Origin of the sequence: Pseudomonas plecoglossicida NBRC 103162 = DSM 15088 (genome assembly GCF_000730665.1) — a bacterium.
Taxonomy (GTDB): domain Bacteria; phylum Pseudomonadota; class Gammaproteobacteria; order Pseudomonadales; family Pseudomonadaceae; genus Aquipseudomonas; species Aquipseudomonas plecoglossicida.
Window position 1 is genome coordinate 51,511 of the sequence record NZ_BBIV01000008.1, and the last position, 25,957, is coordinate 77,467.

Here is a 25,957-nt window from a genome sequence, read left to right on the forward strand (position 1 = left end):
TTATGCAAGTTAAGCGTTTTTTCGCCGCCGATATGCGTCAGGCCATGAAGCTGGTCCGTGATGAGCTGGGCGCCGATGCCGCCATCATCGGTAACCGCCGCATTGCCGGCGGTGTCGAACTGACGGCGGCGCTGGACTACAAACTGTCCGCGCTGGCCCCGCGCGTGCCCAACGCAGAACTCGAAGAAGAGCTGCGCAAGACCCAGACGCGCATCGCCACCGCCCAGGCCGAACTGGACAACCGCGAAGACGCCGCCGAAGGTAACCGCCAGTTGTTCGCCGGGCAGTCGCTGACCGCCTCGGAACCCTTGATCGAGCCCCACGTCGACATGCCGGCGGTGGCTGCCGCGCCAGCACCGGCGCCGGTCGACCCACGCCTGTTCGATGCCATGCGCTCGGAACTCTCGGGGCTGCGCGAATTGCTCGAGGTACAACTCGGCTCGCTGGCCTGGAACCAGCTGCAAGGCAGCAAGCCGGCGCAGGCCAACCTGTGGCGTCGCCTGCAGCGCATCGGCCTGTCCGGGCCGATCGCCCGCCAGTTGCTCGACCTCACTGCCGAGATCGAAGAGCCGCGCCATGCCTGGCGCATGCTGTTGGCGCACCTGGCACGGATGATCCAGGTACCAGAGGTGGAACCGGTCGAGGAGGGCGGGGTGATCGCCATGGTCGGCCCGGCCGGCATGGGCAAGACCACCACCTTGGCCAAGCTGGCGGCGCGCTACGTGCTCAAGTACGGCGCGCAGCACGTGGCCCTGGTGAGCATGGACAGCTTCCGCATCGGTGCCCAGGAACAGCTCAAGACCCTCGGTCGCATCCTCAACGTGCCGGTCACCTACGTCGACCCGGGGCAGTCGCTGGCCCAGGCCCTGGAGCCGCTGCTGCGCAAGCGCGTGGTGCTGATCGATACCGCCGGCCTGCAGGCCAGCGACCCGGCCCTGCGCATGCAGCTGGAAACCCTGGCCGGGCGCGGCATCGCCTCGAAGAACTACCTGGTGCTGGCCACTACCAGCCAGAAGCAGGTGCTGACCGCCGCCTACCACAGCTACAAGCGCTGCGGCCTGTCCGGTTGTATCCTGACCAAACTCGATGAAACGGCAAGCCTCGGCGATGTGCTGAGCCTGGCCATCAGTCATGAACTGCCCGTGGCCTACCTGACGGACGGCCCGCGTATTCCTGACGATCTGCACCTGCCGCGCCCGCACCAGCTGGTAACCCGCGCGGTCAACGTGCAATTGCAGGATGAGCCCAGCGAAGAGGCCATGGCCGACATGTTCGCTGATCTCTACCACAATCCGCGACGAGCGGGTTGAAGATGAAATGTGTGCAAAGTACCTACACCAAAGGGGCGCCCTAGTGCTCCGTGTGTGGCTTGGGTCCAAGCGAGACAAGGTAAACAACGAACATGGGTAGCATGCATCCCGTACAGGTGATCGCCGTCACCGGTGGTAAAGGTGGCGTCGGCAAGACTAACGTTTCAGTGAACTTGTCCCTGGCGCTGGCCGAGCTTGGCCGCCGGGTCATGCTGCTGGACGCCGACCTGGGCCTGGCCAATGTCGACGTGTTGCTTGGGCTGACCCCGAAACGCACCCTAGCCGATGTGATCGAAGGGCGCTGCGAGCTGCGCGACGTGTTGTTGCAAGGGCCGGGCGGCGTGCGCATCGTGCCGGCGGCTTCGGGCACCCAGAGCATGGTGCACCTGGCCCCGGCCCAGCATGCCGGGCTGATCCAGGCGTTCAGCGAAATCGGCGACAACCTCGATGTGCTGGTGATCGACACGGCTGCGGGCATTGGTGACTCGGTAGTCAGTTTCGTCCGTGCGGCCCAGGAAGTGCTGCTGGTGGTCTGTGACGAGCCGACCTCCATCACCGACGCCTACGCGCTGATCAAGCTGCTCAACCGCGACTACGGGATGAACCGTTTCCGCGTACTGGCCAACATGGCGCAGAGCCCGCAGGAAGGGCGCAACCTGTTCGCCAAGCTGACCAAGGTCACCGACCGCTTCCTCGACGTTGCCCTGCAGTACGTGGGTGCCGTGCCTTACGACGAGTGCGTGCGCAAGGCGGTACAGAAGCAGCGCGCCGTGTACGAAGCCTTCCCGCGCTCCAAGTGTGCGCTGGCCTTCAAGGCCATCGCCCAGAAGGTCGACAGCTGGCCGCTGCCGGCCAACCCGCGGGGGCACCTGGAGTTCTTCGTCGAGCGCCTGGTGCAACCCACCAGCGCAGGGCCGGTGCTATGAACGCCAGCGGTTTCCAGATGTACAGCAAGGCGTCCAAGGATGCCCAGTACGAATTGATCGAACGCTACGCCCCGTTGGTCAAGCGCATTGCCTACCACCTGCTGGCGCGCCTGCCGGCCAATGTGCAGGTCGAGGACCTGATCCAGGCCGGTATGATCGGCCTGCTGGAAGTTGCCAACAAATACGACGCCAGCAAGGGCGCCAGCTTTGAAACCTACGCCGGCATCCGCATCCGCGGGGCCATGCTGGACGAGGTGCGCAAGGGCGATTGGGCACCACGTTCGGTGCACCGCAACACCCGCATGGTCAGCGATGCGATGCGCGCCGTTGAAGCCAGAACCGGCCGCGACGCTAAAGATCATGAAGTTGCTGCCGAACTCCAATTGAGTCTCGATGATTACTACGGGATCTTGAACGATACCCTGGGCAGCCGCCTGTTCAGTTTCGACGACCTGTTGCAGGACGGCGAACACGAAGGGTTGCACGAGGACGGTGCCAGTGGCCAGGTCGAGCCATCGCGTGACCTGGAGGACGAGCGCTTCCAGGCCGCCCTGACCGATGCCATCGCCAACCTGCCGGAGCGCGAGCGACTGGTGCTGGCGCTGTACTACGACGAAGAGCTGAACCTCAAGGAAATCGGTGAGGTGCTGGGGGTCAGCGAATCGCGTGTCAGCCAGCTGCACAGCCAGTGCGCCGCGCGACTGCGCAGCCGGCTTGGGGAATGGCGGGCGCGCTGAGCCGGGGATCGTTGCAGTCGTTTTCCACGTTGTACCGAATTGAACGAATGCGCGCTCGCAGCCGAGCGCGTTTGAGACTGCTTGGAGGTCTACTTGAACAAAGACATGAAAATCCTCATCGTTGACGACTTTTCGACGATGCGGCGGATCATCAAGAATCTGTTGCGTGACCTTGGCTTCACCAACACCGACGAAGCCGACGACGGCATCACGGCGCTGCCGATGCTCGAAAGCGGCCATTACGACTTCCTGGTGACCGACTGGAACATGCCTGGCATGTCCGGCATCGACCTGCTGCGCAAGGTGCGCGCCCACGAACGCCTGAAGGGCATGCCGGTGCTGATGGTGACCGCCGAAGCCAAGCGCGACCAGATCATCGAAGCGGCCCAGGCCGGCGTCAATGGCTACGTGGTCAAGCCGTTCACCGCCCAGGTGCTCAAAGAAAAGATCGAGAAGATCTTCGAACGCGTCAACGGCTGAGTCACGTCAGGGGGCGCCATGGAATCAACACAAACGTCTTTGGGGGAGTTCGAAACGACCCTGAAGAAGCATGCCCAGGAGCTGGTCGAGAGCCTGGAGCGGGGGCGTTTCGGCGAGGCGGTGGAGCTGATCCATCAGCTCAACCAGACCCGCGACCGTGGCCTGTACCAGGAAGTCGGCAAGCTCACCCGTGAGCTGCACAGCGCGATCGTCAGCTTCCAGATCGACCCGGCCATGCCGCAGGCCGAGGAAGTCTCGCAGATCACCGACGCTACCGAGCGCCTGTCCTACGTGGTCAAACTCACCGAAGGTGCCGCCAACCGCACCATGGACTTGGTGGAGGAGAGCACGCCCGTGCTCAACGACCTGGCGGCCGAAGCGCAGAACCTTAGCGTCGACTGGCAGCGCTTCATGCGCCGCGAAGTCGCCGCGCCGGAATTCCGCGAGCTGGTCAAGCGCGTCGACAGTTTCCTGACGCACAGCGCCGAGGGTAACCGCAAGGTGTCCGGCCACCTCAACGATATTCTCCTGGCCCAGGACTACCAAGACCTGACTGGCCAGGTGATCAAGCGCGTCACTGCGTTGGTGACCGAAGTCGAAAGCAATCTGCTCAAGCTCGTGCTGATGGCCAGTCAGGTCGACCGCTTTGCCGGCATCGAACATGACCACCAGCAGCTGCGCGCTGAAAAAGATCAAGAAAAACATCCGACTCGGGGTGAAGGTCCGCAGATTCATGCCGATAAGCGTGAAGACGTCGTGTCCGGTCAGGACGATGTCGATGATCTGCTGTCCAGCCTGGGTTTTTAAGGAGCACGTTTAATGAGCTTCGGCGCCGATGAAGAAATCCTTCAGGATTTCCTGGTAGAAGCCGGCGAAATTCTTGAGCAACTGTCCGAGCAACTGGTCGAGCTGGAAAGCCGGCCCGACGATGCCGACCTGCTCAATGCGATCTTTCGCGGTTTCCACACTGTAAAAGGGGGCGCCGGCTTCCTTCAGCTCAACGAACTGGTGGAGTGCTGCCATATCGCCGAGAACGTGTTCGACATCCTGCGCAAAGGTGAGCGCCGGGTCGACGCGGAACTGATGGATGTGGTGCTCGAGGCACTGGATACGGTCAACAGCATGTTCGGCCAGGTCCGCGAGCGCAGCGATGTGACCCCGGCCACGCCCGAACTGCTGGCGGCCTTGTCGCGCCTGGCCGAGCCGCCTGCTGCCGAGGCGCCTGCGGCAGTGGCCGCACCGGTGGCCGAGGCACCTGCTGACGAGGTGGACATCACCGACAGCGAGTTCGAGCAGTTGCTCGACTCGCTCGATGCGGTCAAGGCCGAGGCCGAGGCTGCTGCCGAACAGTTGCAGGGTGAAACCCTCGGCGGTTCGGGCGACGAGATCACCGACGCCCAGTTCGAATCGCTGCTCGACCAGTTGCACGGCAAGGGCCAGTTCTCGCCCGAAGTCGCCGCGGCCGAGCCACAGCTCGCGGCTGCCATTGCGCCGGTGAGCGACGAGATCACCGACGAGGAATTCGAGTCGCTGCTCGACCAGTTGCATGGCAAAGGCACCTTCCAGGCCGATGCGCTGCCTGCGGCCGCGGCCGTGGCCAGCGAAGCACCTGCCGCCAGCAGCGAGGAAATCAGCGAGCACGAGTTCGAGGCACTGCTCGACCAGTTGCACGGCAAGGGCAAGTTCTCCGGCAGCGCTGCTGCCGCCGAAGTGCCTGCCGCGGTGGCGGCGCCGGTCGCTGCCAGGGCTGAGGTCGCGCCTGTGGCCAAGCCGGCACCGGTGCCGGCCCCAGCCCCAGCAGCCGCAGCCGCCAAGCCTGCCGCAGCGCCCCGGGCGCCGGCGCCTGCCGCCGAGAAGCACGCGCCCAGCGAAGCGGAAACCACCGTGCGCGTGGACACGGCACGCCTGGACGAGATCATGAACATGGTCGGCGAACTGGTGCTGGTGCGTAACCGCCTGGTGCGCCTGGGCCTGAACAGCGGCGACGAGGCCATGTCCAAGGCCGTGTCGAACCTTGACGTGGTCACCGCCGACCTGCAGACCGCGGTGATGAAAACCCGCATGCAGCCGATCAAGAAAGTCTTCGGCCGCTTCCCACGCCTGGTTCGCGACCTGGCCCGCCAGCTCAAGAAGGAAATCAACCTGGAGCTGGTCGGCGAAGAGACCGATCTCGACAAGAACCTGGTCGAGGCCCTGGCCGACCCGCTGGTGCACCTGGTGCGCAACGCCGTCGACCATGGTGTGGAAATGCCTGACGAGCGTGAAGCCGCCGGCAAGGCCCGCACCGGCCGCGTGGTGCTGTCGGCCGAGCAGGAAGGCGACCATATCCTGTTGTCGATTTCCGACGACGGCAAGGGCATGGACCCCAACATCCTGCGCGCCAAGGCCGTGGAAAAAGGCCTGATGGACAAGGACGCCGCCGAGCGTCTGAGCGAGTCGGACTGCTACAATCTGATCTTCGCCCCAGGCTTCTCGACCAAGACCGAGATCTCCGACGTGTCCGGCCGTGGCGTCGGCATGGACGTGGTCAAGACCAAGATTTCCCAGCTCAACGGCTCGATCAACATCTTCTCGGCCAAGGGCCAGGGTTCGAAGATCGCCATCAAGGTACCGCTGACCCTGGCGATCATGCCGACCCTGATGGTGATGCTGGGCAACCAGGCATTCGCCTTCCCGCTGGTCAACGTCAACGAGATCTTCCACCTCGATCTGTCGCGCACCAACGTGGTCGACGGCCAGGAAGTGGTGATCGTGCGCGACAAGGCGCTGCCGCTGTTCTACCTCAAGCGCTGGCTGGTCCAGGGCCAGGTGCATGAAGAACAGCGCGAAGGGCATGTGGTGATCCTGTCGGTCGGCACCCAGCGTATCGGCTTCGTGGTCGATCAACTGGTGGGCCAGGAAGAGGTGGTGATCAAGCCGCTGGGCAAGATGCTGCAGGGCACCCCGGGCATGTCCGGCGCCACCATCACCGGTGACGGTCGCATCGCGCTGATCCTCGACGTGCCGAGCATGCTCAAGCGTTACGCGGCACGGCGTATTTGATTTCGGCGGCGCACCCTGGCGGGCTGCGCCGCCTAATGGAGTGTTTATGGCAGTCAAGGTCCTGGTGGTGGATGATTCCGGTTTCTTCCGCCGCCGTGTCTCGGAAATCCTCTCGGCGGACCCGACGATCCAGGTCGTGGGCACTGCGACCAACGGCAGGGAAGCGATCGACCAGGCTCTGGCGCTCAAGCCCGATGTCATCACCATGGACTATGAAATGCCCATGATGGACGGCATCACCGCGGTGCGGCACATCATGCAGCGCTGCCCGACGCCGGTGTTGATGTTCTCGTCGCTGACCCACGAAGGCGCCCGGGTCACCCTCGACGCGCTGGATGCCGGCGCGGTGGATTACCTGCCGAAGAACTTCGAAGACATCTCGCGCAACCCGGAAAAGGTCAAGCAGCTGCTGTGCGAGAAGGTGCACACGCTCTCGCGCAGCAACCGCCGCTTCGCCAGCCATGCCAGCCCGGCGCCGGTCGCCGCGCCAGCTGCGACTGCCCCCGCAGCGGCCAGCAGCCTGGCCAACCCGGCACCTGCGCGCGCACCGTTGCCTGCCCGTGCGGCGACAACGGCAGCGGCGTCGACTCACTCGCCAGCCCCCAAGTGCAAGCCCTACAAACTCGTGGCCATCGGCACCTCCACCGGCGGACCGGTAGCCCTGCAGCGGGTGCTGACCCAACTGCCGGCGAGCTTCCCGGCGCCGATCGTGCTCATCCAGCACATGCCGGCCGCCTTCACCAAGGCGTTCGCCGAACGCCTCGACAAGCTGTGCAGAATCAGCGTCAAGGAAGCCGAGGACGGCGACCTGCTGCGCCCGGGCCTGGCGCTGCTGGCCCCCGGCGGCAAGCAGATGATGATCGACGGGCGCGGTGCGGTGAAGATCCTGCCCGGCGACGAGCGCCTCAACTACAAGCCCTGCGTGGACATCACCTTCGGTTCGGCGGCCAAGTCGTTCGGCGACAAGGTGCTCTCGGTGGTGCTCACCGGCATGGGCGCCGACGGCCGTGAAGGCGCGCGTCTGCTCAAGCAGGGTGGCAGCACGGTGTGGGCCCAGGATGAAGCCAGCTGCGTGATCTATGGCATGCCCATGGCCATCGTCAAGGCCAACCTGGCCGACGCGGTGTACAGCCTGGACGAGATCGGCAAGCACCTGGTAGAGGCTTGCGTCTGATGGATGTCCTCAGCCTGATTGGCCTGATCCTGGCCTTCGTCGCCATCGTCGGCGGCAACTTCCTCGAAGGTGGCCATGTCGGGGCGCTGCTCAATGGCCCGGCAGCGCTGATCGTGCTCGGCGGTACCCTGGCGGCGGCCTTGCTGCAGTCGCCGCTGCCGTCGTTCAAGCGCGCGCTGCAGATCCTGCGCTGGATCATCTTCCCGCCACGGGTCGACCTGGCCGGCGGCATCGACCGGGTGGTGAACTGGAGCCTGACGGCGCGCAAGGAAGGCCTGCTGGGTCTGGAGGGCGTGGCCGATGCCGAACCCGACCCATACGCGCGCAAGGGCCTGCAATTGCTGGTCGATGGTGCCGAGCCGGAGTCGATCCGCAGCATCCTCGAAGTCGATTTCCTGACCCAGGAAAGCCGTGATATCCAGGCTGCCAAGGTGTTCGAGAGCATGGGCGGCTATGCACCGACCATCGGCATCATCGGTGCGGTGATGGGCCTGATCCACGTCATGGGCAACCTGGCCGACCCCTCGCAATTGGGCAACGGCATTGCCGTGGCCTTCGTCGCCACCATCTACGGTGTGGCCAGTGCCAACCTGATCCTGCTGCCGATCGCCAACAAGCTCAAGACCATCGTGCTGCGCCAGTCGCGCTACCGCGAGATGCTGCTCGAAGGTTTGCTGTCGATTGCCGAAGGTGAAAACCCGCGCTCGATCGAGCTGAAGCTGCAAGGCTTCATGGAGTAACCCATGCGTCGCCGTCGTCACACCGAGGAGCATGAGAATCACGAGCGCTGGCTGGTGTCGTATGCCGACTTCATCACCTTGCTGTTCGCGTTCTTCGTGGTCATGTATTCGATTTCCTCGGTCAACGAGGGCAAGTACAAGGTCATTTCGCAAGCGCTGCTGGGGGTGTTCAACGATCCCGAGCGGAGCATGAAGCCGATCCCCATCGGCGATGAGCAGCCGCTGAGCGTCAAACCGGCCGAGCCGCTGATCAAGGACAGCGAGCAGACCGATGCGGGTCTGGCGCAGACCAACGTCGACCCGCTCAAGACCATCAGCGACGACGTGCGCGATGCCTTCGGCGACTTGATCAAATCCGACCAGATGACCGTGCGCGGCAATGAACTGTGGGTCGAGATCGAGCTCAACTCCTCGCTGCTGTTTGGCAGCGGCGATGCCATGCCCAGCGACAAGGCGTTCACCATCATCGACAAGGTGGCGAATATCCTCAAGCCGTTCGCCAACCCGGTGCATGTCGAAGGCTTCACCGACAACCTGCCGATCCGCACGGCGCAGTACCCGACCAACTGGGAGCTGTCGTCGGCGCGTGCGGCGAGCATCGTCCGCCTGCTGGCCATGAATGGGGTCAACCCGGGGCGCATGGCTTCGGTGGGCTATGGCGAGTACCAGCCGCTGGTCAGCAACGACACTGCCGAAGGGCGCGCCCGTAACCGCCGGGTGGTGCTGGTGATTTCCCGCAACCTTGAGGTGCGCCGCAGCCTCACCGGTACCGGCAGCGCCAATGCCTCCCCGGACGCCGCGCTGCGGCGGGCTGGCACACAAAGTGCACCGGCAACGCCAGCAACGAAGGCGGGGCAATAACTCGTCAATTCTCTGTCACCGCGTACGTTGTGGGAGCCGGCTTGCCGGCGATGCAGGCCACGCGGTGTGTGGCACCGGCTCCGCCGGTGATCGCCGGCAAGCCGGCTCCCACAGGGGTTCAGCGGCATCAATGAGTCAAGAGTTGTCCTATGAGAGTCTGGGCAGTAGCCAACCAAAAAGGTGGAGTCGGCAAGACCACCACCACCATCGCCCTGGCCGGCTTGCTGGCCGAGGCAGGCAAGCGCGTGGTCGTCGTCGACCTCGACCCGCATGGCTCGATGACCAGTTACTTCGGGCACAACCCCGACGCCCTGGAGCACAGCTGCTACGACCTGTTCCTGCACAAGGGGCAGGTCCCCGATGGCCTGCCCGGGCAGCTGCTGCTGCCCACCAGCGATGAGCGTATTTCGCTGCTGCCCTCGAGTACCGCGCTGGCAGTGCTGGAGCGCCAGTCGCCGGGGCAGAATGGCCTGGGCCTGGTGATCGCCAAGAGTCTGGCGCAGTTGTGGCAGGATTTCGACTTTGCCCTGATCGACAGCCCACCCTTGCTGGGCGTGCTGATGGTCAATGCCTTGGCCGCCAGCCAGCAGCTGGTGATCCCCGTGCAGACGGAGTTTCTCGCGGTCAAGGGCCTGGAACGCATGATCGGCACGCTGGCCATGATCAACCGCTCGCGCCGGCAGGCCTTGCCCTACCAGATCGTGCCGACCTTGTTCGATCGTCGTACCCAGGCCTCCCTGGGCACGCTCAAGGTGCTGCGCGATGCCTATGAGCATCAGGTGTGGCAGGGCTATATCCCGGTCGACACGCGCCTGCGTGATGCCAGCCGCAACGGCGTCACGCCGTCGCAGTTCGATGGCAAGAGCCGTGGCGTGATTGCCTACCGGGCGCTGCTCAAGCACCTGCTCACCTACAAGACCGCAGTGCAGGTGGCGTCATGACGTTGAAGACCGGCAGCCGGCCGCAGATGGCCTTGCAGTCTTACCTGGACGGCCTGCTGCAAGAGGCCACCGAGTGCGCAGACCTGCTCGACCTGCCGCCAGCCCATGACGAGTTCGCTGACGCCGTGCGTGAGGAGCAGGCCCGCGATGCGCGCCAGCCGGCGCCGGTCGCCAGCATCGCGGCCAAGCCTTTCGCCGAGCCGCAGCTCAAGATCTTGCCGACCGTGCTCCCCGTCGAGGAGCCGGTCGTGGTGGTGGTCGAGGCTGAGGTAGTGGCCGAGGCCAGCGTCCCGGTATTGACCGAGGTGCAGGCGCCCGAGCCGGTGGCGCCGCTGGTCGAAGTGCACCTGCCGGCAGCCGAATCGCCGCCGCCACGTGCCACGGTCGATGGCCGCCCGGCCTGGGCCGCCGAGCCATTCGAATGCCTGCTGTTCGACGTCGCCGGGCTGACCCTGGCGGTGCCGCTGGTGTGCCTGGGCTCGATCTACAGCCTGGAGGGGCAGGAACTGACGCCGTTGTTTGGCCAGCCGGACTGGTTCCTTGGCATCCTCACCTGCCAGGCGGGCAACCTCAAGGTGCTGGACACCGCGCGCTGGGTCATGCCCGACCGCTACCGCGACGACTTCCGCCAGGGCCTGAATTACGTGATTTCGGTGCAGGGCTACGAATGGGGGTTGGCGGTGCATCAGGTCAGTCGCTCGCTGCGCCTGGACCCGTCGGAAATCAAATGGCGCAGCCAGCGGGGCCAACGCCCGTGGCTGGCCGGCACGGTCATCGAACACATGTGTGCACTGCTCGACGTCGCCGAACTGGCCGAATTGATCGCCAGCGGCGCGGTCAAGCAGCTGCACGGCAAACACAAATAACTGTGAACACACCGCCATTGGCGGCATTTGAGGGCTAGGGGAATGAAAAAGTCGTCTGCACAAGGTTCCGAAGATCCGATCCTGCAGTGGGTAACCTTCCGTCTGGACAACGAGTCCTACGGCATCAACGTCATGCAGGTGCAGGAAGTGCTGCGCTATACCGAGATCGCCCCGGTACCGGGCGCGCCAAGCTACGTGCTGGGCATCATCAACCTGCGTGGCAACGTGGTCACGGTGATCGACACCCGCCAGCGCTTTGGCCTGATGCCATCGGATGTGACCGACAACACCCGTATCGTCATCATCGAGGCGGACAAGCAGGTGGTCGGCATCCTGGTCGACAGCGTGGCCGAGGTGGTCTACCTGCGCCAGTCGGAGATCGAGACGGCACCGAACGTCGGTAACGAAGAGTCTGCCAAGTTCATCCAGGGCGTGTGCAACAAGAACGGCGAACTGCTGATCCTGGTCGAGCTGGACAAGATGATGACCGAGGAAGAGTGGTCCGAGCTGGAGAACATCTGAGTTGATCTTCGAGGTTGCTGTCATCTTCCTGGCGCTGCTGTGGGCGCTGAGCCTGTGGTTCTTCCTCAACTACAGCAAGCGCCAGCGCGAACTGGCCGCCCAGCAGGCGGTCGGCGATGCGCTGCGTGACCAGCGCATCAAGGACCTGGTGAAAAGCCTGGAGGACTACCAGAACGGCACCGTGCGCATGGGTGATGCGATCCATGAGTTGCGGGCAACGGTAGCGACCCTGCCTGATCGCCTGGAACGGCTCGAGCAGCGCGACCCGAGCAATGTCACCTTCACCCAGGCCGCCAGGCTGGTGGGGATGGGGGCCAGTGTGGCGGAGCTCACCGAGACCTGCGGGCTGACCCAGGCTGAAGCGGAATTGATGAGCAAGCTGCATCGCAGCGAGTGAGGTCTGAGGCCGCGCCGCAACACTGGTCGGGGTCCAGTTCTGTGGTCATCCGTCGGGGGCGCAAAGTGCTTGAGTCTGGCGCTAACTCGGCGGCAGCAAACGGGGCAGGGGCGTGATGTCGCGCGGCGAGGTGGGCGGGTCGTTGAAGCCCGGCGGGACTTTGCCGCGCAATTGCCAGGCAAATGCAATGACTTCGGCAATGGTCAGGTACAGGGCCTCGGGAATCTGCTCGCCTAGCTCCAGTCGCGCCAGCAAGCGCACCAGTTCGGCGTTTTCGTAGATGGGCACCTCATGCTCACGGGCGATGGCGAGAATGGCCTCGGCCAGATCGTCGTCGCCTTTGGCGCTCAGGACAGGGGCCTGCTGGCCGTCGTAGCTCAGGGCAATCGCCTGGCGGGGCTGCTTGTCGGTCATGCGGTTTCGTCCACCCAGCGTTGATCCAGCCGTGTGCGCGGGCCTTGCGGCGGTGTGCCAGGGTGACAGGCCAGGTCGCCGACCTCCAGGCCCCGGGCTAGCAGGCGTTCGCGCAAGGTGCCCAGCTGACTGTCGATCAGGCGTGCGGTATCGGGCAGTTCTGCCCATAGCTGGCCGCTGAGGCGGCCCTGGCTCAATTGTGCCTGCACCTGCAGCGGCCCCAATGGTGGCAGGTCAAAAGCCAGTTCGATGCGCCACAGCGACTCCAGCGGGTCGCGTTGTGCGCGCTTGGGATCGCTTTGCTGCTGCGGGGTCTCTTCGCGCTGCAGCTTGGCCTGCAGCGGGATGAACTCCTGGCCGTGCCGCACCGGGATTTCCGTTTGCCAGGTGGTCTGCAGGTTGCCGTTTTCCAGCGTGCCGGTCTGCTGCAGGCTGCTCAGGGCATGGCTTTGCAGGCGTGAGACGGCGGCGGCGGCCAAGCGCAACAGTTGTTGCAGGTCGCCTTCGTCTTGCATGGCCTGCAACAGGCGCGAGGGCAGGGGGAACGCGCCTGGAGACTGGCGGGGGCTGACCCGCTCGAGCATGCCCAGAGCGCTGCGGGCCATGGCCGGCATGACTTGGGCCAGGGTCGAGGGGCTGCTCATGGCGATCGCGCCGTCGAGCGGGACCTGTGCCACCAGGCGCAGCAACTGGGCCTTGAAGTCCACACCGGTGGCCAAGCCGCCGAGCAGCTTGGCCTCGAGAAAAGCGCCGCTGTTGTTCAAAGCCTGGGCAAGGCTTTTGGCGTCGCCCAGTTGGCGCGCATCCGGCAGGCTGGCCAGCAGGCGTTCGGCGTTGCCGCGCAGCTCGCCATCGCCACTGCTGGCCAGCTGCTGCAGGGCACCGAGCAGCCCTGGCAGGGAGGCTTGCCGGGTTTGCTGGGTGGCCAGTTGCTGGGAAACGTCGAGTTGAGCCTGGCGTCCGCTCAAGGGCACGAAGCGTAGCGACTGGTCGCCTTGCACCAGGGCGCTGAGCAGGCTGCCGACCGCCAGTGGACGTGGGCTGTCGAGGGTCAAGGTGGCGCCGGCCTGGGCGCTGTTGAGCAGGCTGACCAGCGAGCGGAAAGTGGTCGACGCACCTGGATCCTGCAGCAGTTGGCTGGTCAGTACCTTCCCCTGCAGCAGCGTACCGACCGGCACCTTGCCGGTGTCGAGCTGGGTCAGGGTGGCGACATTGCTGGCATTGGCCTGTTGCACCATCACGGCCAGGCGATCGCTTTGCGGCTGGCTCACCGTGACCTGGCTGCCCGGCGCAAGCGGCTGGCTGGCATTGGCCTGCACCTGGGCCTGGTTGCCATTGGACTGCAGAATCCGCAGCAGCATCTGGAATTCGCTGCCGCTCTGCTTGAGCGTCAGCACCTCGGCCTGCGCGGTCTCGCCAGGCTTGAGCAGGCCGGGCTGCGGCTGGGTCAGGTTGATCAGCTCGCCGGTCATCGCCGCCTTGATCGCCTGGGGGCTTACCGCAGTTTGTGCGCCGAGACTATTGATTTCAGTCATGATTGTATACAACCTGTCGAGCCCGCCCTCTTGGCAGCGAAGCCGTGCATGTAATAATGCCGTCCGTCCGCCACTGCCAGTTTAACGGCAGCGAAGAGGGCGACTTGAGAATTGCATAAGGCGAAACCGTGACCTTTCACCTCCAAGCCGTGGGCCTGGCCTGCGAGCGCGACTGGCGCCTGCTGTTCGAGCAGCTGCATTTCGAACTGCGGCCCGGCGACATGCTGCAGATCAGCGGCCCCAACGGCAGCGGCAAGACCAGCCTGCTGCGTTTGCTCGCCGGGCTGATGCAACCGACTGCCGGGCAGATCCTGCTGGGCGGCCAGCCGTTGGCCGAACAGCGCCATGCGCTGGCCAGCATCCTGCTGTGGATCGGCCATGCCGCGGGCATCAAGGACCTGCTGACCGCCGAGGAGAACCTCACCTGGCTGTGTGCCCTGCACCAGCCGACCACCCGCGATGCCATCTGGTCCGCCCTGGAAGCCGTGGGTCTGCGTGGTTTCGAGGACGTGCCTTGCCATACCCTGTCGGCTGGTCAGCAGCGCCGCGTGGCCCTGGCTCGCCTGCACCTGGACAGCCCGCCGTTGTGGATTCTCGACGAACCCTTCACCGCCCTCGACAAGCAGGGTGTGGCGCAGCTCGAAGCGCACCTGGCGGCCCATTGCGAGCAGGGCGGCACGGTGGTGCTGACCACCCACCACACCCTGGAACGCAAACCCTCCGGTTACCGTGAACTCAACCTGGGGCAATGGGCAGCATGAGCGTATTCATCCTGTTGGTGCGCCGCGAAGCGCGTCTGCTGTTCCGCCGTCCGGCGGAGCTGGCCAACCCGTTGGTGTTCTTCGCCATTGTCGTGGCATTGTTCCCGTTGGCGGTAGGTCCGGAAAGCCAATTGTTGCAAACTTTGTCGCCCGGACTGGTCTGGGTCGCGGCATTGCTGGCGGTCCTGCTGTCACTCGACGGCCTTTTTCGCAGTGATTTCGAGGACGGCTCGCTGGAACAGTGGGTACTCTCGCCACACCCTTTGGCCATGCTGGTGCTGGCCAAGGTGCTGGCGCACTGGATCTTTTCCGGCCTGGCACTGGTATTGTTGGCGCCTCTGCTGGCACTGATGCTGGGTTTGCCCAGCCATTGCCTGCCGGTGCTGCTTGGCTCACTGTTGCTGGGTACACCGGTGTTGAGCCTGCTGGGCGCGGTAGGCGCGGCGCTGACGGTCGGCCTCAAGCGCGGTGGTTTGCTGCTGGCATTGCTGATTCTGCCGTTGTATATCCCTGTATTGATCCTGGGCAGTGGTGCGTTGCAGGCGGCGTTGCAGAATATGCCAGCCACCGGCCATCTGCTGTGGCTGGCGAGCCTGACTGCCCTGGCGGTCACCCTGGCACCCTTTGCGATAGCGGCCGGCCTGAAGATCAGCGTCGGCGAATAACGAGTCCCGGGCTTTCAAGCCCGGCTAATACCCTGGATGTACCCTGATGAAAATGAGCTGGACGTGGTTCCACAAACTGGGTTCCCCCAAATGGTTCTATGCCATCAGCGGCCGCATGCTGCCGTGGCTGACCGTCTCCGCCATCCTGCTGCTGGCCACCGGCGTGATCTGGGGCCTGGCCTTCGCTCCCGAGGACTACCAGCAAGGCAACAGTTTCCGCATCATCTATATCCATGTGCCGGCGGCCATGCTCGCCCAGTCGTGCTACGTGCTGCTGGCGGTAGCCGGGGCGGTGGGGCTGGTGTGGAAGATGAAGCTGGCCGACGTCGCCCTGCAATGTGCAGCGCCCATTGGTGCCTGGATGACCGCCGTGGCGCTGGTGACCGGGGCCATCTGGGGCAAGCCGACCTGGGGCAGCTGGTGGGTCTGGGATGCACGGCTGACCTCGATGCTGATCCTGCTGTTCCTGTATTTCGGCATCATCGCCCTGGGCCAGGCCATCACCAACCGCGACAGCGCGGCCAAGGCCTGTGCGGTGCTGGCTATCGTCGGCGTGATCAACATCCCGATCATCAAGTATTCGGTCGAGTGGTGGAACACCCTGCACCAGGGCGCCACCTTCACCCTGACCGAAAAGCCTGCCATGCCCGTCGAAATGTGGCTGCCGCTGCTGTGCACGGCACTGGGCTTCTATTGCTTCTTCGGCGCGGTGCTGCTGGTGCGCATGCGCCTTGAAGTGCTCAAGCGCGAAGCACGGGCCAGCTGGGTGCGGGAAGAAGTGTTGAACACCCTGGGTCGGAGGGCCGCGTGATGAGCTTTTCTTCATTCGGCGATTTCCTCGCCATGGGCCACCATGGCCTGTATGTCTGGTCAGCCTATGGCATCTGCCTGACGGTGCTGGCGATCAATGTCGCAGCGCCGCTGCTGGCCCGCCGTCGCTATCTGCAAGAAGAGGCGCGCCGTCTGCGCCGGGAGAACAACCTGTGAATCCGCAGCGTAAGAAACGCCTGTTCCTGATCCTCGGCCTGCTGGCCGGGGTCGCGGTGGCCGTCGGCTTTGCCTTGAGCGCCCTGCAGCAGAACATCAACCTGTTCTACACCCCGACCCAGATCGCCAATGGCGAGGCACCGCTGGATACGCGCATCCGCGCCGGCGGCATGGTCGAGAAGGGCTCGGTGCAGCGCTCGGGCGACTCGCTCGACGTGCGCTTCGTGGTCACCGATTTCAACAAGTCGGTGCCGATCACCTACCGCGGCATCCTCCCGGACCTGTTCCGCGAAGGGCAGGGCATCGTCGCCCTGGGCAAGCTCAATGGCGACGGCGTGGTGGTGGCCGACGAGGTGCTGGCCAAGCACGACGAGAAGTACATGCCACCTGAGGTCACCAAGGCCTTGAAGGAAAGCGGCCAGGCGGAGGCCAAACCATGAACGCAGCCCTGGTGATACCCGAACTCGGCCAGTTGGCGATGATCCTGGCGATCTGCTTTGCCGCCGTGCAGGCCACCGTGCCGCTGCTCGGCGCCTGGCGCGGCGACAGCTTGTGGATGGGGCTGGCACGCCCGGCAGCCTGGGGGCAGTTCGCCTTCCTCGCGTTTGCCTTCGCCTGCCTGACCCACGCGTTCATGACCGACAACTTCTCGGTGGCCTACGTGGCCAGCAACTCCAACAGCGCCTTGCCCTGGTACTACAAGTTCAGTGCCGTGTGGGGCGCGCATGAAGGCTCGCTGCTGCTCTGGGCGTTGATCCTCGGTGGCTGGACCTTTGCCGTGTCGGTGTTCTCGCGGCAATTGCCGCAGGTAATGCTGGCCCGGGTGCTGGCGGTCATGGGCATGATCAGCGTGGGCTTCCTGAGCTTCTTGATCATCACTTCCAACCCGTTCGAGCGCCTGCTGCCGCAAGTGCCGATGGACGGTCGCGACCTCAACCCGCTGCTGCAGGACTTCGGCCTGATCGTTCACCCACCGATGCTGTACATGGGCTATGTGGGCTTCTCGGTGGCCTTCGCCTTCGCCATCGCCGCCTTGCTCGGCGGGCGCCTGGATGCCGCCTGGGCGCGCTGGTCGCGGCCCTGGACCATCGTCGCCTGGGCGTTTCTCGGGGTAGGCATCACCCTGGGCTCCTGGTGGGCCTACTACGAGCTGGGCTGGGGTGGCTGGTGGTTCTGGGACCCGGTGGAAAACGCCTCGTTCATGCCGTGGCTGGTGGGCACTGCGTTGATCCACTCGCTGGCAGTGACCGAAAAGCGCGGGGTGTTCAAGAGCTGGACCGTGCTGCTGGCGATTGCCGCCTTCTCGCTGAGCCTGCTGGGCACCTTCCTGGTGCGCTCCGGCGTGCTGACCTCGGTGCACGCGTTCGCCGCCGACCCCTCGCGCGGCGTGTTCATCCTGATCTTCCTGCTGTTCGTGGTCGGTGGCTCGCTGACCCTGTTCGCCCTGCGCGCGCCGGTGGTCAAGAGCCAGGTCGGCTTTGCCCTGTGGTCGCGCGAGACGCTGCTGCTGGCCAACAACCTGGTGCTGGTGGTGGCCGCCTCGATGATCCTGCTCGGCACCCTGTACCCACTGGTGCTCGATGCCTTGACCGGTGCCAAGCTATCGGTCGGGCCGCCTTACTTCGATGCCTTGTTCCTGCCGCTGATGGCGCTGCTGATGGTGGTGCTCGGGGTAGGCGTGGTGGTGCGCTGGAAGGACACGCCGGGCAAGTGGCTGGCGAGCATGATGACGCCGGTACTGATCGGCAGCGCCGTGCTGGCGCCGCTGGCCGGTTTCATCGTCGACGACTTCGACTGGCCGACCCTGAGCGCCTTCGCACTGGCCGCCTGGGTGGTGCTCAGCGGGTTGCGCGACATCGTCGACAAGACTCGCCACAAAGGCCTGGCCAAGGGCGTGCGCGGCCTGACCCGCAGCTACTGGGGCATGCAGCTGGCGCACCTGGGCCTGGCGGTGTGCGCCCTGGGCGTGGTGCTGTCGAGCAACAACAGCGCCGAGCGCGACCTGCGCATGGCGCCGGGCGAAAGCGTGGAGCTTGGCGGTTACCACTTCCTGTTCCAGGGGGCCAAGCACTTCGAAGGGCCTAACTTCATCTCCGACAAGGGCACCATCGTGGTCAGTCGCGACGGCCGTGAAGTGACTACCCTGCATCCGGAGAAACGCCTGTACACCGTGCAGCAGTCGATGATGACCGAAGCGGGTATCGATGCCGGCTTCACCCGCGACCTGTACGTGGCCCTGGGCGAGCCGCTGGAAAACGGCGCCTGGGCGGTGCGGGTGCATATCAAGCCTTACGTTCGCTGGATCTGGCTGGGCGGTCTGCTGACCGGCCTGGGCGGTTTGCTGGCGGCCCTCGACCGGCGCTACCGCGTCAAGGTCAAGACCCGGGTGCGAGATGTCCTGGGCGTGTCTGGAGCAGCTGCATGAAGCGTTGGATCATGGTTGTGCCCCTGGCGGTGTTCCTGCTGGTGGCGGTCTTCTTGTACAAGGGATTGTTCCTCAAGCCCGATGAGCTGCCCTCGGCGATGATCGGCAAGCCTTTCCCGGCGTTTTCCCTGGCGTCGACCCAGGGTGATCGCAACCTCACCCAGGCCGACCTGCAGGGCCGCCCGGCGCTGGTCAACGTATGGGCCACCTGGTGCCCGTCGTGCAAGGTCGAGCACCCGTACCTGAACCAGCTGGCCGAGCAGGGGGTGGTGATCTACGGCATCAACTACAAGGACGACAACGCCGCGGCCTTGAAGTGGCTGGCCGAGTTCCACAACCCATACCAGTTGGACATCCGCGACGAGCAGGGCAGCCTTGGGCTGGACCTTGGCGTGTACGGCGCGCCGGAAACCTTCCTGATCGACGCCAAGGGCATCATCCGCTACAAGCACGTCGGCATCGTCGATGCCAGCGTCTGGCGCGAGCAGCTGGCGCCGCTGTACCAGGGGCTGGTCGATGAGGCCAAACCATGAGGCGCTGGATTGCAGCTGCCGTGCTGGGCATGAGCCTGGCCGGCGTGGCCAAGGCGGCCATCGACACCTATCAGTTCCGCGATGAGGCCGAGCGTGAGCGTTATCGGGAGTTGACCAAGGAGCTGCGCTGCCCCAAATGCCAGAACCAGGACATCGCCGACTCCAACGCACCGATTGCCGCCGACTTGCGCCGCGAGATCTTCCGCATGCTCGGCGAGGGCAAGAGCAACCAGCAGATCGTCGACTTCATGGTCGACCGCTATGGCGACTTCGTGCGCTACAAGCCAGCGCTCAGTGGGCGCACCTGGTTGCTGTGGTTCGGTCCCGGCATCTTGCTGGTCGGTGGTTTTGCGGTGCTGGCGGTGATTGTCCGCCGGCGCCGTCGGCCAGTGACCCAGGGCGCGGAGCACCTGTCCGTGGAAGAACGCGAGCGTCTCGCCAAACTGCTGGAAAAAGAACAGAACCATGACTGAATTCTGGCTAAGCGCGGGCCTGTTGCTGCTCGCCGCCCTCGGCTTTCTGCTGATCCCGATCCTGCGCGGCCGTCGCCAGCAGCAGGAAGAAGACCGTACTGCCCTGAACGTGGCCCTGTATCAGGAACGCGTTGCCGAACTGGCGGCCCAGCAGGCGGCCGGTGTGCTCGACGAAGCGCAACTGGCCACCGGTCGCGACGAGGCGGCAAGGGAATTGCTGGCCGACACCGAGGGCGCCGACAAGCCGCGCCAGGGGCACCTTGGCAAGGCCCTGCCGTTGCTGGCTGCGGTGCTGGTACCGGTGCTGGGGTTGGGGTTGTACCTGCACTTCGGTGCGTCCGACCAGGTCCAGCTGACCCGCGAATTCGCCAATGCACCGAAGACCCTGGAAGAAATGACCAAACGCCTGGAAAAGGCGGTCGAAGCCCAGCCCGATTCCGCCGAAGGCCTATACTTCCTCGGCCGCGCCTACATGGCGGACGAGCGCCCGGCGGATGCCGCCCGTGCGTACGAACGTGCCGTGGCACTGGCCGGCCGTCAGCCCGAGCTGCTCGGGCAGTGGGCGCAGGCCTTGTACTTCGCGGCCAACAAACAGTGGAATGCACAGGTACAGGCACTGACCGACGAGGCGCTCAAGGCCGACCCCAACGAGGTCACCAGCCTTGGCCTGCGCGGTATCGCGGCCTTCGAAGGCGAGCGCTACCAGGAAGCGATCGATTACTGGACGCGCCTGCTGGCGCAGCTGCCAGAGGGCGATGAATCGCGCATGGCCTTGCAGGGCGGCATCGACCGCGCCACGGAGCGCCTGGGCGGGACCGTCAGCAAGCCGGTCGCAGCGCGCCTGAAGGTGCGGGTGGAACTGGCCGCAGCGCTCAAGGACAAGGTCAAATCCGACGACACCGTGTTCATCTTCGCCCGTGCCAGCAATGGGCCGCCCATGCCGCTGGCGGCCAAGCGGGTGACCGTGGCGCAGCTGCCGTTGGAGGTCGAGCTGTCCGATGCCGACGCAATGATGCCGCAGATGAAACTGTCGGACTTTGCCGAAGTCCAACTGGTTGCGCGTGTATCCCGCGCCGGTCAGCCCACCAAGGGGGAATGGATCGGCAAGGGCGCACCCCTGGCCACATCGACCCAGGCCACCCAGCAACTGATCATCGACAGCCCCGACCCGTAAGAGACCCATGCCATGCACAGTACCGTTCGCCTGACCCTGATCACCCTGGCCCTGGGTTTGTCCGCGTGTACGGTGCGTGAGCCGTACGAGCAGCCTTCGCCACCGGTCGAAACGGCGCCGCCGCACCCGGGGCCGGTGGTCAAGCCGCTGCCCGGTGGCCAGCCCTCGACCCAGCCGAGCAAGCCAGCGGCGATCCCCAAGCCGATGCCGCGTACCTCAGCCAGTTTCGCCCCGCCACCTGGCGGTGCCAGCCATTGGGACCCGAAGCTTGGCGTGTATGTGCTGGAGAAGCAGCCCAACACGTTCTACCGGCAGCGTACCTACTACCGTTATGACAATGGCTGGAGCTGGTCGCTGAACCCGGACGGGCCGTGGCAGGAAACCGACAGCAGCGGTGTGCCGGGTGGCCTGGGGCGGGCGTTCGCGCAGTAGGTGCATGGGCGATGATTATTTGGCGCCTATGAAATCGAGCGCCGCCCGCGCGGCGCATCGCGGGCGGCGCTCGATCTAAAGGCCGACAAAAACGCATCGGCATACACCCCCCAATTCCGCATAATGCCTCCCTGACATTCAAGGAGGTGGCATGCACAAGACAGTCCTGGTGCTGGTAGAAACCGTCGACGATTACCTGCCTTTGCTCGAAAAGGCCGGTTATCGCCTGATCCGCGCCCCCTCTCCATTGCTGCGCGCCGAGGCGATCCAGCGCCATGGCGCCGAGATCGACGCCGTGCTGACCCGTGGCCCCCTGGGCCTGACCGCCGCTGAAATCCAGGCACTGCCTGCGTTACAGATCATCTGCGTGATCGGCGCCGGTTACGAGCAGGTCGATCTGGCTGCCGCCGCTGCACGGGGCATCACCGTCACCAATGGCGCAGGGGCCAACGCTGCCGCCGTTGCCGACCACACCCTGGCGATGCTGCTGGCGCTGTTGCGCGATATCCCCCGTGCCGATGCCAGCACCCGCCGTGGCGAGTGGAACCGTGTCATCAGCCCTTCGGTCAGCGGCAAGCGCCTGGGTATCCTCGGCCTGGGTGCAGTCGGCCAGGCCATTGCCAAACGTGCCAACCTGGGCTTCGACATGCGCATCGGCTACCACAGCCGCACCCCGCGCCAGGACATGCCCTACAGCTGGTATGACAGCCCGCTGCACCTGGCTGAAGCCGTCGACATCCTGGTGGTGTCCACCCCGGGCGGCGCCAGCACACGTCACCTGATCGATGCCCAGGTACTCGACGCGCTGGGTGCCGAGGGCTACCTGGTGAATATCGCCCGCGCCAGCGTGGTGGACACCCAGGCGCTGGTCGCAGCCTTGCAGCAAGGTCGCATCGCTGGCGCTGCGCTGGACGTGTTCGACGATGAGCCGGCCGTGCCCGAAGCCCTCAAGGCCCTCGCCAACACTGTGCTCACGCCCCATGTGGCTGGGCAGTCGCCTGAGGCCGCGCGCGACACCGTCACCCTGGTGTTGCGCAACCTGCAGGCGTTCTTCGCCGGTGAACCGGTGCTCACACCGGTCCGCGGCTAGCCTTCGCTTTCGATACTGCCCGGCGCCGCCCGGGCCTCAAGGAGTGTTTGCATGCAACTCGAGATCTTCCAGGTCGATGCCTTTTCCGCCGAACCGTTCGGTGGCAACCCTGCGGCGGTAATCCCCCTCGAAAGCTGGCTGCCCGATGCCGTGCTGCAGCGTATCGCCGAAGAGAACAACCTTTCCGAGACCGCCTATTTCGTGCGCAACGGTGATACCTTCGACCTGCGCTGGTTCACCCCGACGGTGGAAGTCGACCTGTGCGGCCATGCCACGCTTGCGTCGGCCTACGTGCTGTTCGAGCAGTTGGACGAGCAGGCCGCCGTGCTGCGCTTCAACACGCGTAGCGGTGAACTGCGAGTCAGCCGAGACCCGCACGGGCTGCTGGCCATGGATTTCCCGGCCAAGCAGCCGGTAGCCGTGGACATTCCATCAGGTTTGCTGGAGGCCCTGGGCTTGAGTACTGCCAGCGCTGTGTATCGCTCCGACGACTATGTGGTGATGATCGAAGATGCCACCTTGCTCGACCCACTCAAGCCTGACTTCGTTGCCTTGTCGGCCTTCGAGGTACGCGGCATCGCGGTGACGGCCCCGGGCCGCGGTCACGATTTCGTTACCCGTTGGTTCGGCCCTCGGGTGGGTGTCAACGAAGACCCAGTCACCGGCTCCGCCCATACTTCGCTGGCGCCCTTGTGGGCGCAGCGGTTGGGCAAGCACGCGCTCAGCTGCGAGCAGGGCGGTACCCGAAAAGGCCAGTTGCACTGCCAGGTGCCGGGCAATGGCCGGGTGATCATCAGCGGGCGAGCGGCCTTGTACCTGCGCGGCAGCATCTTCATCTGAGCCTGCGAGTGGGGTGACGGGCCTTCATCGGGGCCCGTTCTATACTTGTGCACCCACCCCTCGCAAGGAGCTTCACCATGACCCTGGAAAAAAGCGGCAGCTGCCTGTGTGGCGAAACCCATCTGCACGTCACTGTCGACAACACCCATGTCAGCGCCTGTCACTGCAGCATGTGCCGCAAGTGGACCGGTGGCCCGCTGTTGGTGGTGGATTGCAGCCAGCCCCCGGTGATCGAGGGGCGTGAACCCAGTGTCTACGAGTCGTCCGACTGGGCCCAGCGCGGCTTTTGCGGCAAGTGCGGAACGCACCTCTACTACCGGCTCAAGGCCAAGGACTTCTACGCGGTACCCGTGGGCCTGCTCGACGGCGATGAAGATTGGCATTTCGACATGCAGATCTTCGTAGAGCAGAAACCTGCCTGGTACTGCTTTGCCAACCAGACCAAACAACTGACCGGCCAGGAAGCCTTCGAGCAACTGGGTTGACCCCTCTGGCTTGCCAAACCACTGTATTCCTGCGAAAAGGGCGGCCTTGAATTTCAGCGATGGAGCCTGCCCATGAGCAGCGAACTGCATGTCACCGATATCGTCGAAGGCGACGGCAAGGCCGTCGTCAAAGGCGCCCTGATCACCACCCAGTACACCGGCTGGCTCGCCGATGGCAGCGAATTCGATTCGTCCTGGTCGCGGGGCAAGCCCTTCCAGTGCGTGATCGGCACCGGCCGGGTGATCAAAGGCTGGGAGCAGCCTCTCGGTAAATGACACTGTGGTGTATCCTGTCTTTTTGAACAGCAGGAAGCAGGTCAATGCCAGCCGCCATTCCCTACATTCGATTCAGCAGTGCTCGTCAGGCGAGCGGCACCAGTACTGAACGCCAGCATCAAATGGTGATGACGTGGATGGGGCAGAACCCCGATTACACCTTGTCTGACCTCAACTATCGAGACCTCGGCAAGAGCGGGTACAAGGGTGAGCACACCAAGGACGGTGGTGGATTTGCCATGCTCCTAGACGCCGTCAAAACTGGTGGTATCAAAGCTGGTGACGTTGTGCTGGTCGAGGCGATCGACAGAGCCGGACGTCTTCACCCACTCATAATGTTGAACGAAGTTATTACACCAATCCTTGCAGCTGGTGTATCGATCATCACGCTCGACGACAATACTACTTACACCATTGATTCAGCCGCTGGCGGTCACTTGTTCTTGTTAGTTGCGAAGATTCAAGCAGCACACGGGTACTCCAAACAACTGAGTGAACGAGTAACTGCTAGCTATGAAATACGAAGACAAAAGGCAATCAGTGGTGAGCCCGTAAAGCGGTGGACCCCAATCTGGCTGACTGTTGATGGTGTATTGAAAGAGACCATTGCACCTAACATCAAGAACGCATTTGAATTGTATGTGTCAGGTGTTGGTAAAAATACAATTGCTAATCGACTTCGTGCTACTGGTGTGCCTGAGTTAGCAAGTTGTTCAGGTCCAACGATTGAAGCATGGTTGCGGAACAAAGCAGCTATTGGCTACTGGAATGAAATTCCTAACGTATACCCTGCTGTTGTTTCTAATGAATTGTTTATGCAGGCACAACTACGTAAGAAGCAAGCAGCGACGAAGCCTAGAGAACGTACATCAAAGCATTTCCTTGTCGGTTTGGTTAAGTGTGGAACATGCGGTTCAAACTACGTCATTCATCACAAGGATGGTAAACCGAACAACATGCGATGTGTTAGGCATCACCGATTGAAATCGGCTGGTTGTACCAATGCTGAGACCGTGCCTTATCAAGTGGTGTATAAAATGTATACCGCTACTGCACATATGTCTATCGGCAAGGCGTTGAATGCAATCCGGCTTACTGAGAATGATAAAAGAAAGCTAGCTCTCACCGTAGAAAGGGACGAAGTGATCGCCTCTTTTGCACGACTTGCAAAGGCGCTGGCTAAATACGATTCACCAGCGATTGAGGCAGAGTTGGATGAAGCTAACGAACGTCGTAAAGCGATTGATGAGGAGTTGAGTATACTTGATCGTGTGGTTGAGCAACCTGTTAGAAGGCAAGCATTCGATATCATTCATGACTCGGCGGTGGAGCATGATCGAATGTTTAAAGACGATCCAATACAACTGAGTGCTTTGCTGCGGCAAGCAGAATATGCAATCACTGTACATGAGGGGCGTACACTATTTGTAACTGGCGATGATGTCCCGCTCATTTACGTTGGTACAGTAAGGAAAGGAAATCAGACATTGGGCTACCGCGTTCTTGAAGGTGGCCATGAATTTGTTATTTCACCTATCATTCCAGAAATACCAACTGCATTTAACCACGATGACAAATCAAACTATGTGGTCAGTCGATCAGGTAAGGTTTTGAGTATGAAGTTGGCGGTCCACGAAGTGGATGGAGAGTGAAATAAAGTTCAAAAAACATATGTAACGTATGGACAAATTCAATTTAAAATGATACAATTTACACATTGAGAGAATGAAAGCTAACCGCTTACAGGTTGACCATTTCCCTGTTCTCTCAGTGATCCCATAATGTCGTGTTCTCGACGTTAATGAGCAACGTGGTCTTGCCTTCCTTCATGATCAGCGTTGCTCCCTACCACTGCGATTCTCCCATAGTGG

Annotated in this window: 29 protein-coding genes and 1 pseudogene; 28 read left to right on the forward strand and 2 right to left on the reverse strand. The window is 63.5% G+C overall.

Annotation, left to right across the window (positions count from 1 at the left end; genetic code table 11):
• Window positions 1-2 precede the first annotated feature (2 nt).
• The 13 genes from flhF to PPL01S_RS06040 all read left to right on the forward strand — a co-directional run bounded on the left by flhF (window position 3) and on the right by PPL01S_RS06040 (window position 11,996).
• On the forward strand, window positions 3-1,310 hold the full coding sequence (gene flhF / locus PPL01S_RS05980) for a flagellar biosynthesis GTPase FlhF (protein WP_028625135.1): 1,308 nt from the start codon (window positions 3-5) through the stop codon (window positions 1,308-1,310).
• 92 nt (window positions 1,311-1,402) lie between these two features.
• A complete protein-coding gene (fleN, locus tag PPL01S_RS05985) occupies window positions 1,403-2,236 on the forward strand; it encodes a flagellar synthesis regulator FleN (protein ID WP_016393812.1) in 834 nt (277 codons plus the stop codon).
• Window positions 2,233-2,973: an RNA polymerase sigma factor FliA gene (fliA, locus tag PPL01S_RS05990; RefSeq protein ID WP_016393811.1), complete on the forward strand. Its 741-nt coding sequence runs from the start codon at window positions 2,233-2,235 to the stop codon at window positions 2,971-2,973. The genes fleN and fliA overlap by 4 nt, the downstream gene beginning before the upstream one ends.
• A 105-nt stretch (window positions 2,974-3,078) precedes the next feature.
• Window positions 3,079-3,453 (forward strand): chemotaxis response regulator CheY, encoded by a 375-nt coding sequence (locus PPL01S_RS05995; protein ID WP_100933487.1) that lies wholly within the window; start codon window positions 3,079-3,081, stop codon window positions 3,451-3,453.
• A gap of 18 nt (window positions 3,454-3,471) precedes the next feature.
• On the forward strand, window positions 3,472-4,260 hold the full coding sequence (locus tag PPL01S_RS06000) for a protein phosphatase CheZ (protein WP_028625134.1): 789 nt from the start codon (window positions 3,472-3,474) through the stop codon (window positions 4,258-4,260).
• 12 nt (window positions 4,261-4,272) lie between these two features.
• Window positions 4,273-6,495 carry a chemotaxis protein CheA gene (locus tag PPL01S_RS06005; protein WP_016393808.1) on the forward strand — a complete coding sequence of 741 codons (2,223 nt, stop codon included), beginning with the start codon at window positions 4,273-4,275 and terminating at the stop codon, window positions 6,493-6,495.
• A 46-nt stretch (window positions 6,496-6,541) separates the two neighbouring features.
• Entirely contained in the window at window positions 6,542-7,669 is a 1,128-nt protein-coding gene (locus tag PPL01S_RS06010) for a protein-glutamate methylesterase/protein-glutamine glutaminase (protein ID WP_028625133.1), read from the forward strand.
• Window positions 7,669-8,409: a flagellar motor protein gene (locus PPL01S_RS06015; protein ID WP_016393806.1), complete on the forward strand. Its 741-nt coding sequence runs from the start codon at window positions 7,669-7,671 to the stop codon at window positions 8,407-8,409. The genes PPL01S_RS06010 and PPL01S_RS06015 overlap by 1 nt, the downstream gene beginning before the upstream one ends.
• A 3-nt stretch (window positions 8,410-8,412) precedes the next feature.
• Complete coding sequence (motD, locus tag PPL01S_RS06020; protein WP_016393805.1) at window positions 8,413-9,270, forward strand: flagellar motor protein MotD; 858 nt, start codon at window positions 8,413-8,415, stop codon at window positions 9,268-9,270.
• 149 nt (window positions 9,271-9,419) lie between these two features.
• Complete coding sequence (locus PPL01S_RS06025) at window positions 9,420-10,211, forward strand: ParA family protein (protein ID WP_016393804.1); 792 nt, start codon at window positions 9,420-9,422, stop codon at window positions 10,209-10,211.
• A complete protein-coding gene (locus tag PPL01S_RS06030) occupies window positions 10,208-11,077 on the forward strand; it encodes a CheW domain-containing protein (RefSeq protein WP_016393803.1) in 870 nt (289 codons plus the stop codon). The genes PPL01S_RS06025 and PPL01S_RS06030 overlap by 4 nt, the downstream gene beginning before the upstream one ends.
• 42 nt (window positions 11,078-11,119) lie before the next feature.
• Window positions 11,120-11,599 carry a chemotaxis protein CheW gene (locus PPL01S_RS06035; RefSeq protein ID WP_016393802.1) on the forward strand — a complete coding sequence of 160 codons (480 nt, stop codon included), beginning with the start codon at window positions 11,120-11,122 and terminating at the stop codon, window positions 11,597-11,599.
• Window position 11,600: 1 nt separating this feature from the next.
• Window positions 11,601-11,996, forward strand: coding sequence for a DUF2802 domain-containing protein (locus PPL01S_RS06040; protein ID WP_016393801.1), 396 nt, complete (start codon window positions 11,601-11,603; stop codon window positions 11,994-11,996).
• An 81-nt stretch (window positions 11,997-12,077) separates the two neighbouring features.
• Here the strand turns inward: PPL01S_RS06040 and PPL01S_RS06045 are convergent, their stop codons facing one another.
• Entirely contained in the window at window positions 12,078-12,410 is a 333-nt protein-coding gene (locus PPL01S_RS06045) for an EscU/YscU/HrcU family type III secretion system export apparatus switch protein (RefSeq protein WP_016393800.1), read from the reverse strand.
• Window positions 12,407-13,945 carry a flagellar hook-length control protein FliK gene (fliK, locus tag PPL01S_RS06050; RefSeq protein ID WP_016393799.1) on the reverse strand — a complete coding sequence of 513 codons (1,539 nt, stop codon included), beginning with the start codon at window positions 13,943-13,945 and terminating at the stop codon, window positions 12,407-12,409. The genes PPL01S_RS06045 and fliK overlap by 4 nt, the downstream gene beginning before the upstream one ends.
• A 128-nt stretch (window positions 13,946-14,073) precedes the next feature.
• Here fliK and ccmA point away from each other — a divergent pair, with 128 nt between their 5' ends.
• From ccmA to PPL01S_RS24520, 15 genes and pseudogenes are all read left to right on the forward strand, one after another.
• A complete protein-coding gene (ccmA, locus tag PPL01S_RS06055) occupies window positions 14,074-14,706 on the forward strand; it encodes a cytochrome c biogenesis heme-transporting ATPase CcmA (protein ID WP_016393798.1) in 633 nt (210 codons plus the stop codon).
• Window positions 14,703-15,371, forward strand: a complete 669-nt coding sequence (ccmB, locus tag PPL01S_RS06060; protein WP_028625132.1) for a heme exporter protein CcmB — start codon at window positions 14,703-14,705, stop codon at window positions 15,369-15,371. Before ccmA ends, ccmB begins: the two co-directional genes overlap by 4 nt.
• Before the next feature lie 46 nt (window positions 15,372-15,417).
• Window positions 15,418-16,182: a heme ABC transporter permease gene (locus PPL01S_RS06065; protein WP_028625131.1), complete on the forward strand. Its 765-nt coding sequence runs from the start codon at window positions 15,418-15,420 to the stop codon at window positions 16,180-16,182.
• Entirely contained in the window at window positions 16,182-16,358 is a 177-nt protein-coding gene (ccmD, locus tag PPL01S_RS06070; protein ID WP_016393795.1) for a heme exporter protein CcmD, read from the forward strand. Before PPL01S_RS06065 ends, ccmD begins: the two co-directional genes overlap by 1 nt.
• A complete protein-coding gene (gene ccmE, locus PPL01S_RS06075) occupies window positions 16,355-16,798 on the forward strand; it encodes a cytochrome c maturation protein CcmE (RefSeq protein ID WP_016393794.1) in 444 nt (147 codons plus the stop codon). Before ccmD ends, ccmE begins: the two co-directional genes overlap by 4 nt.
• A gap of 11 nt (window positions 16,799-16,809) precedes the next feature.
• A complete protein-coding gene (locus tag PPL01S_RS06080) occupies window positions 16,810-18,783 on the forward strand; it encodes a heme lyase CcmF/NrfE family subunit (RefSeq protein ID WP_016393793.1) in 1,974 nt (657 codons plus the stop codon).
• Window positions 18,780-19,316, forward strand: coding sequence for a DsbE family thiol:disulfide interchange protein (locus PPL01S_RS06085; protein ID WP_016393792.1), 537 nt, complete (start codon window positions 18,780-18,782; stop codon window positions 19,314-19,316). Before PPL01S_RS06080 ends, PPL01S_RS06085 begins: the two co-directional genes overlap by 4 nt.
• A complete protein-coding gene (locus PPL01S_RS06090; RefSeq protein WP_016393791.1) occupies window positions 19,313-19,789 on the forward strand; it encodes a cytochrome c-type biogenesis protein in 477 nt (158 codons plus the stop codon). The genes PPL01S_RS06085 and PPL01S_RS06090 overlap by 4 nt, the downstream gene beginning before the upstream one ends.
• Window positions 19,782-20,963 (forward strand): c-type cytochrome biogenesis protein CcmI, encoded by a 1,182-nt coding sequence (gene ccmI, locus PPL01S_RS06095; RefSeq protein ID WP_016393790.1) that lies wholly within the window; start codon window positions 19,782-19,784, stop codon window positions 20,961-20,963. The genes PPL01S_RS06090 and ccmI overlap by 8 nt, the downstream gene beginning before the upstream one ends.
• 12 nt (window positions 20,964-20,975) lie before the next feature.
• Window positions 20,976-21,395 (forward strand): hypothetical protein, encoded by a 420-nt coding sequence (locus tag PPL01S_RS06100; protein WP_016393789.1) that lies wholly within the window; start codon window positions 20,976-20,978, stop codon window positions 21,393-21,395.
• Between the two features lie 151 nt (window positions 21,396-21,546).
• Complete coding sequence (locus PPL01S_RS06105; RefSeq protein ID WP_028625129.1) at window positions 21,547-22,485, forward strand: 2-hydroxyacid dehydrogenase; 939 nt, start codon at window positions 21,547-21,549, stop codon at window positions 22,483-22,485.
• Window positions 22,486-22,536: 51 nt separating this feature from the next.
• Complete coding sequence (locus PPL01S_RS06110) at window positions 22,537-23,325, forward strand: PhzF family phenazine biosynthesis protein (RefSeq protein ID WP_016393787.1); 789 nt, start codon at window positions 22,537-22,539, stop codon at window positions 23,323-23,325.
• A 77-nt stretch (window positions 23,326-23,402) separates the two neighbouring features.
• On the forward strand, window positions 23,403-23,810 hold the full coding sequence (locus PPL01S_RS06115; RefSeq protein ID WP_016393786.1) for a GFA family protein: 408 nt from the start codon (window positions 23,403-23,405) through the stop codon (window positions 23,808-23,810).
• Between the two features lie 72 nt (window positions 23,811-23,882).
• A pseudogene (locus PPL01S_RS06120) lies at window positions 23,883-24,077 on the forward strand (FKBP-type peptidyl-prolyl cis-trans isomerase); the annotation flags it as partial.
• A 53-nt stretch (window positions 24,078-24,130) separates the two neighbouring features.
• Entirely contained in the window at window positions 24,131-25,738 is a 1,608-nt protein-coding gene (locus tag PPL01S_RS24520; RefSeq protein WP_081833290.1) for a recombinase family protein, read from the forward strand.
• Window positions 25,739-25,957 lie beyond the last annotated feature (219 nt).

Coding starts and splice junctions, on each gene's coding strand:
- fliK (WP_016393799.1), bottom strand. CDS start 13,945: ATGACTGAAATCAATAGTCTCGGCGCACAAACTGCGGTAAGCCCCCAG.
- PPL01S_RS06010 (WP_028625133.1), top strand. CDS start 6,542: ATGGCAGTCAAGGTCCTGGTGGTGGATGATTCCGGTTTCTTCCGCCGC.
- ccmI (WP_016393790.1), top strand. CDS start 19,782: ATGACTGAATTCTGGCTAAGCGCGGGCCTGTTGCTGCTCGCCGCCCTC.
- PPL01S_RS06100 (WP_016393789.1), top strand. CDS start 20,976: ATGCACAGTACCGTTCGCCTGACCCTGATCACCCTGGCCCTGGGTTTG.
- motD (WP_016393805.1), top strand. CDS start 8,413: ATGCGTCGCCGTCGTCACACCGAGGAGCATGAGAATCACGAGCGCTGG.
- PPL01S_RS06025 (WP_016393804.1), top strand. CDS start 9,420: ATGAGAGTCTGGGCAGTAGCCAACCAAAAAGGTGGAGTCGGCAAGACC.
- PPL01S_RS06115 (WP_016393786.1), top strand. CDS start 23,403: ATGACCCTGGAAAAAAGCGGCAGCTGCCTGTGTGGCGAAACCCATCTG.
- PPL01S_RS06110 (WP_016393787.1), top strand. CDS start 22,537: ATGCAACTCGAGATCTTCCAGGTCGATGCCTTTTCCGCCGAACCGTTC.
- ccmB (WP_028625132.1), top strand. CDS start 14,703: ATGAGCGTATTCATCCTGTTGGTGCGCCGCGAAGCGCGTCTGCTGTTC.
- PPL01S_RS06015 (WP_016393806.1), top strand. CDS start 7,669: ATGGATGTCCTCAGCCTGATTGGCCTGATCCTGGCCTTCGTCGCCATC.
- PPL01S_RS06005 (WP_016393808.1), top strand. CDS start 4,273: ATGAGCTTCGGCGCCGATGAAGAAATCCTTCAGGATTTCCTGGTAGAA.
- ccmD (WP_016393795.1), top strand. CDS start 16,182: ATGAGCTTTTCTTCATTCGGCGATTTCCTCGCCATGGGCCACCATGGC.
- PPL01S_RS06105 (WP_028625129.1), top strand. CDS start 21,547: ATGCACAAGACAGTCCTGGTGCTGGTAGAAACCGTCGACGATTACCTG.
- PPL01S_RS06090 (WP_016393791.1), top strand. CDS start 19,313: ATGAGGCGCTGGATTGCAGCTGCCGTGCTGGGCATGAGCCTGGCCGGC.
- PPL01S_RS06030 (WP_016393803.1), top strand. CDS start 10,208: ATGACGTTGAAGACCGGCAGCCGGCCGCAGATGGCCTTGCAGTCTTAC.
- PPL01S_RS06085 (WP_016393792.1), top strand. CDS start 18,780: ATGAAGCGTTGGATCATGGTTGTGCCCCTGGCGGTGTTCCTGCTGGTG.
- PPL01S_RS24520 (WP_081833290.1), top strand. CDS start 24,131: ATGCCAGCCGCCATTCCCTACATTCGATTCAGCAGTGCTCGTCAGGCG.
- PPL01S_RS05995 (WP_100933487.1), top strand. CDS start 3,079: ATGAAAATCCTCATCGTTGACGACTTTTCGACGATGCGGCGGATCATC.
- fleN (WP_016393812.1), top strand. CDS start 1,403: ATGGGTAGCATGCATCCCGTACAGGTGATCGCCGTCACCGGTGGTAAA.
- flhF (WP_028625135.1), top strand. CDS start 3: ATGCAAGTTAAGCGTTTTTTCGCCGCCGATATGCGTCAGGCCATGAAG.
- fliA (WP_016393811.1), top strand. CDS start 2,233: ATGAACGCCAGCGGTTTCCAGATGTACAGCAAGGCGTCCAAGGATGCC.
- PPL01S_RS06035 (WP_016393802.1), top strand. CDS start 11,120: ATGAAAAAGTCGTCTGCACAAGGTTCCGAAGATCCGATCCTGCAGTGG.
- PPL01S_RS06065 (WP_028625131.1), top strand. CDS start 15,418: ATGAAAATGAGCTGGACGTGGTTCCACAAACTGGGTTCCCCCAAATGG.
- PPL01S_RS06000 (WP_028625134.1), top strand. CDS start 3,472: ATGGAATCAACACAAACGTCTTTGGGGGAGTTCGAAACGACCCTGAAG.
- PPL01S_RS06045 (WP_016393800.1), bottom strand. CDS start 12,410: ATGACCGACAAGCAGCCCCGCCAGGCGATTGCCCTGAGCTACGACGGC.